Here is an 11,987-nt window from a genome sequence, read left to right as displayed (position 1 = left end):
CGATGTGACCTGCGCTACTGGACCGGGCGAAAAGCTACCGCTCGCGACGACGCCCGGGCAGCGGGCAGCAGGCCGACTTCGCCGCTTCAACCTCGCTGTCAGTGAGCGGCGCGTGTAGCAGCGGCCTGCGTTCGACGGCGTCGGTGCGAATGCCGTTGAGCGTGATGGCCATATAGCGCTGCCACGCTTCGGTATTGACCGGGCTCGCGAATTCGGCGAACGCGGTGACCATGTGGATGAGCGAGAAGAAGTCGGTGGCGGTGATCTCGGGCAGGATCGCGCCAGCGTCGCGCGCACGGTCGATGATCGCCGTGATCGAGGGACGGATGCGGTCGCGCACGGCGGCGAAGCGGTTGGGGTCGTCGCCAAGTTCGAGCATGACCTCGCCGAAGCCGCGGTTGGTTGCCAGGTGTGCGCACGCGTCTTCGAAGAACTCGACTAGGGCGAGCCACGGGTCGGGGTTGTTGTGCGATTGCTCGGCCGCCTCGGCGAAGTCGAGCAGATGTTGCTCGAAGACTTCGGTGATGAGTTCCTTCTTGTTCGCGAAGCGCCGATACACGGTGCCGACGCCGACGCCAGCGCGTTCGGCGACGTCGTCGAGGGTGATGTCGAGGCCGTGGTCAGCGAAAAGCTCGCGGGCAGCCGCGACGATGCGCTGCTGATTGCGAGCCGCGTCAGCGCGCAATCGGCGAGGTGGCGCAGCGGTCGTGGCGGAATTCACAAAACCATCCTATCAATCACGGGAAATAAGTGGAGACAGTGTCTCCGTTTATCTGATAGCTTGGACAGCGAAAGCGGAGGGGATATCTCCAATTATGCTCCGCCGAACCGATCTCGCCCACCACTAGGGGAGTTATGACCACCACACTCGACAAGCCCGCCGAGGCGAACGCGGGGACCAACCGACGCGGCAGCCACGCCATGCGCTGGTGGGTGCTCGCCGTGCTCGGCATCGCGCAGCTCATGGTCGTGCTCGACGCGACCATCGTGAATATCGCGCTGCCCGCAGCCCAACACGATCTCGGCTTCAGTGACGCCAACCGCAGCTGGGTCATCACCGGCTACGCGCTCGCCTTCGGTTCGCTGCTGCTGCTCGGCGGCCGTCTCAGCGACCTATTCGGTCGACGCAACACCTTCATCGTCGGGCTTGTCGGCTTCGCGGTCGCCTCCGCGCTTGGCGGTGCGGCGAACAGTTTCGAAATGCTCGTCGCCGCTCGCGTCGGCCAGGGCGTGTTCGGCGCGCTGCTCGCACCGGCGGCATTGTCGCTGCTCACGGTCACCTTCACTGAGCCTGCCGAGCGGGCGAAGGCCTTTGGCATCTTCGGCGCGGTCGCGGGCACCGGCGGCGCGATCGGGCTGCTGCTCGGCGGTGTGCTCACCGAATGGGCGTCGTGGCGATGGGCGATGTATGTGAACCTCGTTTTCGCCGCGGTCGCGCTGGTCGGCGCGATGCTGTTGCTCGCGCGCCACACCGCGACGCATCGACCCAAACTCGACCTGCCCGGCACCGTGACTGTGACGGCCGCGCTGTTCGGCATCGTCTACGGCTTCTCCCACGCCGAATCCGCAGGCTGGACCGATGGCATTACCCTGGCCTTCCTGATCGGCGGCGTCGCGCTGCTTGGTGTGTTCGTCTGGCTGGAAACCCGTGTCGCACATCCGCTTTTGCCGCTGCGCATCGTCGGTGACCGCATGCGTGGCGCGTCGTATCTGACCGTGTTCATCATGGGCATCGGGATGTTCGCGATCTTCCTGTTCCTCACCTACTACATGCAGCTCACCCTTGGTTACACGCCGATCACCACCGGTTTGGCGTTCCTGCCGATGGTCGCTGGCATGGTCGTCTCATCGACAACCGCGCCTTCGTTGCTGCTGCCCAAGGTCGGTCCGAAGGTCGTGATCAGCGGCGGTTTCCTCGTCGCTGCGGCAGGCATGGTGTGGCTCACCCAGATTGGCATCGACACCGGTTACGTCACGCACATCCTGCCCGCGCTCGTGCTGCTCGGGCTTGGTCTCGGTGGCGCGATGTCGACGGCGTTCCAGGGTGCGACCGCTGGCGTGCATCACGAGGATGCTGGTGTCGCGTCGGCGATGGTCAACACCAGTCAGCAGGTCGGCGGCTCCATCGGCACCGCGCTGTTGAGCACGATCGCGGCATCGGCGATGACCGACTATGTGGCCGACCACGGACCCGGTGCGGTCGCTCAGGCGGCGATCGAAAGCTACATCGTCAGCTTCTGGTGGGCCGCTGCCACGTTCGTGATCGGCGCGGTGGTGATTGGGTTCCTCGTTCCGAACAAGGTGCCCGCGCCCGCTGAAGGTGAGCCGGTGCTCGCACACTAATCCGCCACCTCGCAACGGCCCGCGCCACTTAGGTGCGGGCCGTTGTGCTGAGCGTTTGCTGATCGGAAAACGAGTGTCGCGGTAAGCTTCTCGATTCGGACATCTGCGGCGCTGCCCGCCCGTCGAAGTTGTCGGTGGGTCTCGATACCATGGGCAACGACTACCGCATGAATCACAGGGGAGGACTCCGCATGGCTGCCGCGTCGGGTGCCGACCTTCGTAGGATGCTCGATGTCCGTGCGGTCGCGGCCGCTCAGTGGTTGTGCGGATGATCCCGATGACCTCCCGCGCGCAGTCGATACGGAAGGGGAACCCACCCATGGCTCACGATCGCGCAGGACGCCCCGCTCGCCCCACTGATCTGGTTGACGTGGCGCATCTGGTCACGGCCTATTACCGCTACGTCCCCGATCCGGCCGAGCCCAGCCAGCGGGTGGTTTTCGGAACGTCTGGCCACCGTGGTTCCAGCGCAGACATCGCCTTCAACGAGGCGCACATCATGGCCATCACGCAGGCGATTGTCGAGTATCGCGCCACGCGCGGCATCGACGGCCCGGTGTATTTGGCACGCGATACGCACGCGCTTTCCGAACCGGCGTGGGCCACCGCGCTTGAAGTGCTCGCGGGCAACGGCGTTACCGCGATCGTCGACGCGCGTGGTCGCTACACGCCAACGCCCGCGCTCAGTCACGCTGTCCTGCGGCACAATCGGGGCGGCACGCGCCATCAAGCCGACGGCATCGTCGTCACCCCGTCGCACAATCCGCCACGCGACGGCGGCTTCAAATACAACCCGCCGCACGGCGGCCCCGCCGACACCAACGCGACCGACGCGATCGCCGCGCGTGCCAACGAATTGCTGAGCACCGGCTTGGCCGGGGTCAAACGTGTTTCGCTCGCGCAAGCTCTCGCTAGGGCCGAAAAATACGACTACTTAGACGTTTACGTCGCTGACCTGCCAAACGCGTTGAACCTGGACGCTATTCGCGGTGCTGGCATTCGCATGGGTGCCGACCCGATGGGCGGCGCGAGCGTGGATTACTGGGAAGAGATCGGGCAGCGGTTCGATCTTGAACTCGAAGTGGTCAACCCGTCGGTCGACCCCACGTGGCGCTTCATGACCCTCGATAGCGACGGTAAAATTCGGATGGACCCGTCGTCGCGGCACGCGATGGCTGGGCTCGTCGGCATCAAAGACGACTACGACATCTCGACCGGCAACGACGCTGATGCCGACCGGCACGGCATCGTCACGCCCGACGGCGGTTTGATGAACCCGAACCACTTCCTCGCTGTCGCCATCGAATACCTCATCGCCAACCGCATGTGGTGGGACGCGCTTACCAAGGTCGGCAAGACGGTTGTCACGTCGTCGATGATCGATCGCGTTGTCGGGGTGTTGGGGCGCGACGTGTATGAGGTGCCGGTCGGCTTCAAGTGGTTCGTGCCTGGATTGTTCAGTGGCAGTTTGGCTTTCGGTGGCGAAGAGAGCGCGGGCGCGTCGTTCCTTCGTATGGACGGCACGGTCTGGACCACCGATAAAGACGGAATCCTGTTGGCGCTCTTGGCAGCTGAGATCGCGGCGGTCACCGGGCAGACACCATCTGCGCGCTACAGCGAGCTCGAACGTCAGCACGGCAGCCCGGCCTACGCGCGCATCGACGCCACCGCGACCACCGAGCAGAAGGCCAAGCTCGCCGCCCTCGACCCGGCCGCCGTCGGTGGCACCGAAGTCGCTGGCGAAGCGGTCACCGGCATTCTCACCACCGCGCGTGGCAACGGTGCCGCCCTTGGCGGGTTGAAGGTCACCACCGAAAACGCCTGGTTCGCGGCCCGACCGTCTGGCACCGAAGACAAGTACAAGATTTACGCCGAGTCGTTTCTTGGGCATGAGCATCTCGTTCAGGTGCAAGCGGCTGCCGAGGAGATGGTGAATCAGGCGCTGCGCCAGTGACAAAGGCGCGGTTGCCCGCCGAGATTTGGGTACTGATCGCGGCTTCGTTCGTGATCGCGCTGGGGTTCGGACTGGTCGCGCCGGTGCTGCCGCAGTTCGCGCGGGAGTTCGGGGTTGGCATCGCTGCCGCGTCGGCGATCGTGAGCGCGTTCGCGTTGATGCGGTTGGTTTTCGCGCCTGCCAGCGGCAAGTTAGTGCAAAAGCTGGGGGAGCGGCGGGTTTATATGACCGGCATCGCGATCGTCGCGTTGTCGACCGGGGCGTGCGCGTTCGCGCAGTCGTATTGGCAGTTGCTTGTGTTGCGGTCGCTTGGTGGCATCGGGTCGACGATGTTCACGGTGTCGTCGATGGCGTTGGTTATTCGCATTTCGCCGCCTGCCCAGCGTGGTCGGGTTTCTGGGTTGTATTCAACGAGCTTCCTTGTTGGCACGCTGGTCGGGCCGCTCGTTGGGAGTGCGTTCGCGGGTTTCGGGTTGCGTGCGCCGTTCGTCATTTACGCGGTCGCGCTGCTGATCGTGTGCGTGATTGTGTTCCTCGGGTTGCGCGAACCGGCTGCCGAGTTGGCGAGTGAGCGTGCCGCGCCCGCGTTTGGGTTTCGGGAAGCGTTGAGCGTGCCCGCTTATCGCGCGGTGCTGGTTTCGAACTTCGCGACCGGCGCTGCGGTGTTTGGCGTGCGAATGGCGTTGGTGCCGTTGATCGTTGTTGAGGTGCTGCATCACGACGTGTCGATGTCGGGTGTCGCGCTCACGGTGTTCGCCGCGGGCAACGCGGCGGTGCTCTTCGTTTCTGGGCGGCTCTCCGACCGGTTTGGGCGCAAACCGTTCCTCGTCGCGGGGTCAGCGATCTGCGCGGTTGGCATGGTCGCGTTGGGGTTGTCGCCTACCTTGCTGTGGTTGTTTGTCGCGTCGTTCGTCGCGGGGGTTGGGTCGGGGATGTTCACACCGACGCAGCAGGCCGCGTTAGCCGACGTTATTGGGTCGCGGGCGCGCGGCGGTCCGGTGTTGGCTGGGTTCCAGATGGCTGGCGACTTGGGGACCGTCGTTGGGCCGGTTGTGCTGGGCTGGGTTGCTGAGCGCACGTCGTTTGGGATTGGCATGTTGGGCACGGGTGCGTTGCTCGCGGCGTCGGCGGCGTTGTGGGTGGTCACGCCGGAGCCGTCGACGATCGCGCATCCGGAAGACCCTGAGCATGTCGACGGGCATGCCGGGGATGGGGTTGATCCGCGATGTACGTGTGACGGGTGTCCTGATGGGGTGCCGGTTGAGCGCACGGGGGCGTTGCCGGGGTCGAAGGAGTGAGCGGGGCAGCCGGTTTTGTCGGACCGCGCGTGGCGGGTGACGGGCTTGTGCGCGGGTTCAGGCAGAGTGGACACCGTGAGTACAGCAGGTTCCCCGCACACTCCCCGTCCCGTTTCGAGCCGCACCACCTACGCGTTGGCGGCGGTCGCGCTGGTGCTGATCGGCCTTGTGGTCGCGTTTTGGTTGATCGCTGGCCGTCATGACCCGGTCGCCGTCCGCGACGACGGCTACGGCAACGTGCACAACACCGCGGTGGTTTCGTCGGTGCAGCCCGATGGCGTGATTCGAGTTGGCAAGCCCGATGCGGCGGTGACGATCGAAATGTTCGAAGACCCGCTGTGCCCGGCGTGTGGCGCGTTGGAGCGGGTTTACGGTCAGGAAATCGCGAAGAAGATGGATGAGGGCAAGCTGGCGGTGAACTACCACCTGCTGACCTTCCTCGACCCGCAGTCCAAGAGCAAGGACTATTCCACGCGCGCATCGGCAGCGAATCTTTGTGTGGCACAAGGCGGTTCGGGCCCGGTGTACAGCGCGTTCCATTCGACGCTGTTCACCACGAAGCAGCCCGAAGAGGGCGGCGCCCCCGACCTCGACAACGCCGCGTTGGCCGCGATCGCCAAGGAATCCGGCGCACCCGAATCGGTGGCGACGTGCATCACGAGCGGCGCGCAATTAGCGACGGCGAAGGCGGCCGACCATTCGGGCCAGCAGGATTTGAGCAAGCGACTCGACGGCCAGGTGGCGACCCCGTCGGTATTCCAGGGCACGACGCGCATCGACACGAAGGACGAGAACTGGGTGAACAAGGTGGCCCCATAGGCCACTCGGGCGTGAGCTTGCGCACATCTTACGCGTCGCGGAGGATGTGCGCACCCCTCACCCGACTGTTTCGCCGCAGTGAAATCGTCACTTTTCACCCATCTACCAGCCGATTTGTAGTCGCCGCGAAGCATGGTGTAACTTCGTTCAGGTCAGCAGCGAGAGCGGCTGAGACAAAAGAACACGGGGCTATGGCGCAGCTGGTAGCGCACCACACTGGCAGTGTGGGGGTCAGGGGTTCGAGTCCCCTTAGCTCCACTCGTAAGAAACCCTCTCTGACCTGCGTCGGAGGGGGTTTCTTTTTGTCCTGGCCTATGTCCTTCATCAACACGATGTCCTAACTCTGTCCTACCGCTTTCGAGAGTTCGGCCGAAGCGGCAGTCAATCGGTCGTCGCTCACCCGCCCGTAGACCATCTGCGTCATGCGTTCCGAATGCCCGTGCCAGGCTGCGACCACATCAGCGGCGATCCCCATCGCGCGCATTCGAGACACCGAACTGTGCCGCAAGTTCCGCAGCGTGATCGCCGGGAGCTTCGCCGCCTTGCGGCGCTCAGCGAACAGTCGGGTGTAGTCGCGCACCGGCAATTGCTTGCCATCAATCCGAGCCAGGATGAGGTCATTGGCGGCGAGCGGGTGACCGACCGCAAGGCGTTCGCGCTTGTGCGTGATGTGCATCGTCTTGAGCAAAGCCAGCTCGCGCGGCGGGATCGGCAACGTGCGAACGCTGCGCGCGTTCTTGGGGTCGTCGATCGTGTCGACGCCGTTCACATCAACGCGCGCCTGGATGATGCTCAGCGTCGCCTTCGCCAGGTCGATGTCCGACCAACGCAGACCGCCAACTTCTTCGCGCCGCAGACCGAGCAGCGTCAAGGCGAAGCACCCGGCAAGACGATGGTCTGCCACCGAGTCAAGGAACGCCTTCATCTGTTTGGGCGTCCACACGTCACTCTCTTTAGCCGCGACGACGACTTTCTGCGAGGGCGGCTTGAGGTGCGCGGCGGGATCATGCGATAGCCACCGCATCGTGACCGCGTGCGCGAACACCGCCTGCGTGATGACGATCGCGCGCCGCTTGGTAGCGGCGGCGAGCGGTTCACCGGACTTGCGGGTCATTCCGATCGACCAATCGGTGAGCGCTTCGGGCGTGATCTTCTGAATGGCGGTCTCGCCGAAGGCGCGCCTGGCGTAGGCCAACGATTCCCGGTCAGCCCGAACCGAATTCGCGCGCACTCCGTCATCCGCATCACGCAGTTTCAGCCAGTGGTCCGCAGCTTCGGCGAATGTCCGTTCCGAGCGCGCCGCCCATGTCCGTTTGTCCCAGTTCGTCCGCTGCTCGGATACCCAATCCTGTGCGGCCTTCTTGGTGGCGAACACCTTGGTCGGGCGTACCTGCTTGCTGGTGACGGGATCGGTCCCCAAGGTTGGCCGAGCGCGCCAGCCTTTGCCGTTGGGCAGGCGCGTGATTGAGCTATCGGTACGCGCGGCGCGCTGGTCGGTAGTGTCGTCGGTCATGACTGGTCGTTGCCCTTCTGGTTGTTCCGGCGAAGTTCGCCGGGGGTGAGCAGATCGCGCTTGCGGCATTCCTTCAGCCACTTGTCTGCCGTGTGCGCGCTCACGGACTTCGCCTTGGCGATGTGCTGGCGCACGCTGAAGTGACTCGCCGCAGCGAACCGGGCAAGTACAGCAATCTCGGCGTAGAACTCATCGTCATAGCCCCGAGGACCTGGCTTCTGCGGCGGAAGCACTTCCGGTTGACCGAACCGAGCCCAATCGAACTCGCCCCCGCCCATTGTCATCGCGCCAGCAGAAGCTAACCGCTGCAACGGAATTCGATGAAGATCGCGTGCCGTAAGAGCGACATCGGGCAGTAGCGGCTTCACGCGCAGGTCAGTAACTCGGGGGACGCCGTCAACCATGGCCCAGTTGTATTCGTAGGAAAAGAGATGCCCCCAGAGAAGGACATGCATCGGGTGCGGCCCGGACGCGACGGAAATGTCACGGACATCGCCGAGCTTCGCATGTGGCGGTATGAATTCCAGTTGCTCACGCTTCATATTCGTACCGTAGCACGTACTAGACAACGGTATATCTAACGGGCACAGTCAAGGCATGTCGCAGACACCAACGGACACACCGGATATCGAATCGCTTCGCCAACATCCCACGGTCTCAATCGAAGACGCCGGGAAGCTCCTTGGCATCAGCCGCTCATACGCCTACGCGATGGCGCGCAGCGGCCACCTGCCAACCATCGCCCTAGGCGTTCGCCGCCGCCGAGTCCCAACCGCCGCCCTGCTTCGGCTGCTCCAGGTCGCTGACTAGCGCGACGGGATTGGTCTCAAGACCATCGAGGAAGGAATTGGCATGACCCAGAAAGCAACGCGCCCCGGCGCGAGGAACACCGGGGCGGCAATCGGTCGGCGTGACCGTACCCAGGATATCGCGTTCTTCGTCCGACACGCTCGCGCCGAACTTGACGCCTACACCGACCCACCATTTTTCGGTAGCGGCTATGGCCGCTACGTCGGGCAGCACAACCCAACCGCCGTTACTGCCCGACTGCAACAGACAGCGGTGGAACAGCGGGTCGGGCGGCAAATTCGCGAGGTGCTGACCGAAGCCCAACGGCAACTTGATCTCGGCGAAATCGCCGAAGCAGGTCGATGGACCAACGGCGCGGGGTGGATGATCCTCGCCTTGGTTAAGTGGCAGGAGGAACGCGCGTGACGCGCACGGTCGAAAGCGCGGCCGATGTGAAGGCTATCCACCGCAAGCACCTGGGGAGCAGGGTGGAGAACGTTCCGCGCCTAGAGGGTCGGAACGTTCTCCACCCGGAAAACGGCAGCTCAGAGAGTCTTCGAGCTGAGGAACGTGGCAACATCGTTCCTGAGGATTTAGAACGTTCCGAGAACGTTCCTGGAACGTTCCAGCTCCCTACCTACTTCAACGTGGCGGCGATGCTCGGCGGGACGCTTCCCGACCCTCCGACCCCGGATGTGTGCGCCCGAACGGATGGCGTCGGACTCTTCTACCGAAACCAGTACAACGCCGTCTTCGGCGATCCTGAGAGCGGTAAGACCTTGCTCACCGACTACGCCACCGTGACCGAACTCGCCGCCGGTGGCCGGGTCCTGCGCGTCGACCTCGACCACAACGGCCCCGACTCGACGATCCGGCGATTGCTCGCGATGGGCGCACCCGTCGACGTGCTCAGTGATCCCAATCGGTTTCTCTACATCGAGCCCGAGGATCGCCGCGAAATGGGGCTCATCGCCGACCACATGGCGACCTGGGGGCCGACGTTGGTTGTCCTCGACAGCATCGGGGAGTTGCTGCCCCTGTACGGCAGCTCAAGCAATTCCGCCGACGAGTTCACCGACACCCACCGCATCGTGATCAAGCCCCTGGTTCGTACTGGCGCGTGTGTCATCGGCATCGACCACCTAGCCAAGGGCGGCGAGTCACGTGGGTTTGGTCCCGGTGGCACGATCGCGAAAACCCGTGCCATCGGCGGGAGTTCGATCCGAGTGACCGTTGACGTGGCGTTCACACCAGGCAAGGGCGGCAGCGCCCACCTGACGATCAACAAGGACCGCCACGGCGGCCTACGCCAGCACAGCCCGACCGCGGATAAGGAACCGCTCGCGGGCAAGTTCGTCATCTGGCCCAGCGACGACGGGTCGATGCGGCCCGAAGTGAAGGCACCTGACGATGGCGAACGCAATCCCGGAGAAGCCGTGCCGCAAGCCGATATCGTCGCTATCGCCGCCCTCGACCCGCCGCCGAAAACGATCAAGGATGCGCGAGAGTGCTTGCGCTGGAACAACAAACGAGCCAGCGCCGCATTCAAGGCGTGGAAGGCGGCTAGCCAGACCATCGGGCAGAAGCCCGACGCTGCGGCGGCTGGCCCTACGCTGGTCGACTCGCGAACAGTAGGAGCGACCGCCTTCGGACCGGTCAGCGAAAGCGGAGTACGGCCAGAATTGGACGCGCCCCAGGAATCGACCGATGAGGTCGGCGAAACCGCGCTGGATGTGATGCACTGCCTTCACGCCGACGGAATTAGCGATGCCAAGATCGCTGATTCCCTCAATAGCGGCGGGTACCGAACCAAGACGGGTAAGGAGTACAGCGGCAGCTTGGTCTGGAAGCATCGAACGCGCGACGAGAAGCGCCGCGTGATGGTCGGGCAGGGGCCCGCACGGTGACACAGCCCGCACGCCGCCGCACCCGCACCAGCGCGAAGAAGGCGGGAACCGCGTTCGAAACCTCCATTGCCCGCTACCTCGCCGAACACGTAGATGACCGGATCGAACGCAGAGCACGCACCGGACGCAAGGACCGGGGCGACCTATCCGGTGTTCGAGCGCCCGGCGGTGGACGCATCGTCATAGAAGCCAAAAACACCGCCCGAACCGATCTCGCCGGATGGGCAGCTGAAGCTGAGAACGAACGCGGCAATGATGACGCGCTCGCCGGAGTGGTCGTCCACAAGCGGCACGGGGTCGGCGATCCTGGGCAGCAGTGGGTCACGCTCACCCTTGCCGATCTTGCAGCCATATTGACCGGCGTCCGCCACGACGTTGCTAATTGCACTACACGCAATGCTGACAACGAGTGAAAGGATCGACCGTGCCCAAGACCTACTTCGGGGGAACGTCGTACTCGCCTCACCGGCCATTCCACAACCGACCGGGCAACCCCGCTCGCGCCACGATCGCCGAGCAGGTTCGCGCAGCCAACGCCGTTGGGCTGTACCTCCATGGCGCTACCTATCAGGAGGTCGCCGACCGGCTTGGCTACGCCCACCGCGCCAGCGCCTACAACGTGATCATGCGATTCATCGTGCGTCACCAGGCCCTGAGCCGATCATGGCGTCAGCGACGGCAAGCCGAAGCCGTCATGCTGCGGTTGGACAGTTGGACCTGGCAGGAGATCGCCGACGAACTCGGCTACCGCACCCGGTCAGGCGCATACCGGGCCGCCTTCGCGGCGGTCGACAGGGCCGCCAACCGGCTCTCCGTCAGTGATCGCGTTGACAGCATGAATGCGTCGATCATTCCGGCCACCGACCGCGATTTCTGACCGCCGATAAGTGAATTTATCGGGGGTTAGGGCTGCATGATTTCCTACGGAACGGGTACGGCTGGACCCGGACAGTCCGGCGTCCGACACAGCTTCAACCCTGCTACCCATTCAGAACCATCGAAGCTTTCAGCCTTGATGAACTCCTGCCAAAGCGCTTGATCGCAATGCGGACACCGCTCGTCAATTCGACGCACGTCCTTCTGAGTCATTCATGCAAGGCTATGCACGAATCGTCGCGATTCGCCGCTAGGAGCGATCTCCGTTCGGCCACAGGATGGCAGGGTCGCGACCTTCGGCAGCGGTCAGCCAATCGGCCACGTTGTCGAGAGACCCGTGACAGACCACGCGGAACGGGCTGTACAGCTCCCATCCCCACGGCGGTTCGGGCGCGCGACGGATCGCCAGCGAGCGGCGTGCGGCGCGGGCGGATAGGGCCGCAAGGCGTTCCTTGATTGACTCGCTCACTGGTCCCCCTTCAATCGGT

The 11,987-nt window shown here is 64.2% G+C and carries 13 protein-coding genes and 1 tRNA gene; 10 read left to right on the top strand and 4 right to left on the bottom strand.

Features of this window, described 5'->3' with window-relative positions:
• Positions 1-34 precede the first annotated feature (34 nt).
• Positions 35-721 carry a TetR/AcrR family transcriptional regulator gene (locus IEX78_RS07775; protein WP_188828061.1) on the bottom strand — a complete coding sequence of 229 codons (687 nt, stop codon included), beginning with the start codon at positions 719-721 and terminating at the stop codon, positions 35-37.
• Between the two features lie 134 nt (positions 722-855).
• Here IEX78_RS07775 and IEX78_RS07770 point away from each other — a divergent pair, with 134 nt between their 5' ends.
• The 5 genes from IEX78_RS07770 to IEX78_RS07750 all read left to right on the top strand — a co-directional run bounded on the left by IEX78_RS07770 (position 856) and on the right by IEX78_RS07750 (position 6,672).
• Positions 856-2,343 carry an MFS transporter gene (locus tag IEX78_RS07770; RefSeq protein WP_188828060.1) on the top strand — a complete coding sequence of 496 codons (1,488 nt, stop codon included), beginning with the start codon at positions 856-858 and terminating at the stop codon, positions 2,341-2,343.
• Positions 2,344-2,662: 319 nt separating this feature from the next.
• On the top strand, positions 2,663-4,297 hold the full coding sequence (gene pgm / locus IEX78_RS07765; RefSeq protein WP_188828059.1) for a phosphoglucomutase (alpha-D-glucose-1,6-bisphosphate-dependent): 1,635 nt from the start codon (positions 2,663-2,665) through the stop codon (positions 4,295-4,297).
• Positions 4,294-5,595 (top strand): MFS transporter, encoded by a 1,302-nt coding sequence (locus tag IEX78_RS07760; protein ID WP_188828058.1) that lies wholly within the window; start codon positions 4,294-4,296, stop codon positions 5,593-5,595. Before pgm ends, IEX78_RS07760 begins: the two co-directional genes overlap by 4 nt.
• Positions 5,596-5,670: 75 nt before the next feature.
• On the top strand, positions 5,671-6,414 hold the full coding sequence (locus IEX78_RS07755; RefSeq protein WP_188828057.1) for a DsbA family protein: 744 nt from the start codon (positions 5,671-5,673) through the stop codon (positions 6,412-6,414).
• Between the two features lie 185 nt (positions 6,415-6,599).
• Positions 6,600-6,672: transfer RNA gene (locus IEX78_RS07750), tRNA-Ala, on the top strand.
• Between the two features lie 79 nt (positions 6,673-6,751).
• Here the strand turns inward: IEX78_RS07750 and IEX78_RS07745 are convergent.
• Both IEX78_RS07745 and IEX78_RS07740 read right to left on the bottom strand, forming a co-directional pair.
• Positions 6,752-7,927: a tyrosine-type recombinase/integrase gene (locus IEX78_RS07745; RefSeq protein WP_188828056.1), complete on the bottom strand. Its 1,176-nt coding sequence runs from the start codon at positions 7,925-7,927 to the stop codon at positions 6,752-6,754.
• Positions 7,924-8,469 (bottom strand): hypothetical protein, encoded by a 546-nt coding sequence (locus IEX78_RS07740; protein ID WP_188828055.1) that lies wholly within the window; start codon positions 8,467-8,469, stop codon positions 7,924-7,926. Before IEX78_RS07740 ends, IEX78_RS07745 begins: the two co-directional genes overlap by 4 nt.
• Positions 8,470-8,524: 55 nt before the next feature.
• On the opposite strand from IEX78_RS07740, the gene IEX78_RS07735 reads away from it, so the two are divergent.
• From IEX78_RS07735 to IEX78_RS07715, 5 genes are read left to right on the top strand one after another with little or no spacing between them, the layout of a single operon-like run.
• On the top strand, positions 8,525-8,737 hold the full coding sequence (locus tag IEX78_RS07735; protein WP_188828054.1) for a helix-turn-helix domain-containing protein: 213 nt from the start codon (positions 8,525-8,527) through the stop codon (positions 8,735-8,737).
• Positions 8,738-8,779: 42 nt separating this feature from the next.
• Positions 8,780-9,142 (top strand): hypothetical protein, encoded by a 363-nt coding sequence (locus IEX78_RS07730; protein ID WP_188828053.1) that lies wholly within the window; start codon positions 8,780-8,782, stop codon positions 9,140-9,142.
• On the top strand, positions 9,139-10,623 hold the full coding sequence (locus tag IEX78_RS07725) for an AAA family ATPase (protein WP_188828052.1): 1,485 nt from the start codon (positions 9,139-9,141) through the stop codon (positions 10,621-10,623). Before IEX78_RS07730 ends, IEX78_RS07725 begins: the two co-directional genes overlap by 4 nt.
• Positions 10,620-11,036 carry a hypothetical protein gene (locus IEX78_RS07720; protein ID WP_188828051.1) on the top strand — a complete coding sequence of 139 codons (417 nt, stop codon included), beginning with the start codon at positions 10,620-10,622 and terminating at the stop codon, positions 11,034-11,036. Before IEX78_RS07725 ends, IEX78_RS07720 begins: the two co-directional genes overlap by 4 nt.
• Positions 11,037-11,047: 11 nt before the next feature.
• Positions 11,048-11,500 (top strand): hypothetical protein, encoded by a 453-nt coding sequence (locus IEX78_RS07715; RefSeq protein ID WP_188828050.1) that lies wholly within the window; start codon positions 11,048-11,050, stop codon positions 11,498-11,500.
• Positions 11,501-11,749: 249 nt separating this feature from the next.
• Here the strand turns inward: IEX78_RS07715 and IEX78_RS07710 are convergent, their stop codons facing one another.
• Positions 11,750-11,968 (bottom strand): hypothetical protein, encoded by a 219-nt coding sequence (locus IEX78_RS07710; protein ID WP_188828049.1) that lies wholly within the window; start codon positions 11,966-11,968, stop codon positions 11,750-11,752.
• Between the last annotated feature and the right edge of the window lie 19 nt (positions 11,969-11,987).

The sequence above is a fragment of the Nocardia camponoti genome, from assembly GCF_014646135.1.
Taxonomy (GTDB): Bacteria; Actinomycetota; Actinomycetes; order Mycobacteriales; family Mycobacteriaceae; genus Nocardia; species Nocardia camponoti.
This window is presented reverse-complemented; position numbering and strand designations above follow the sequence as displayed.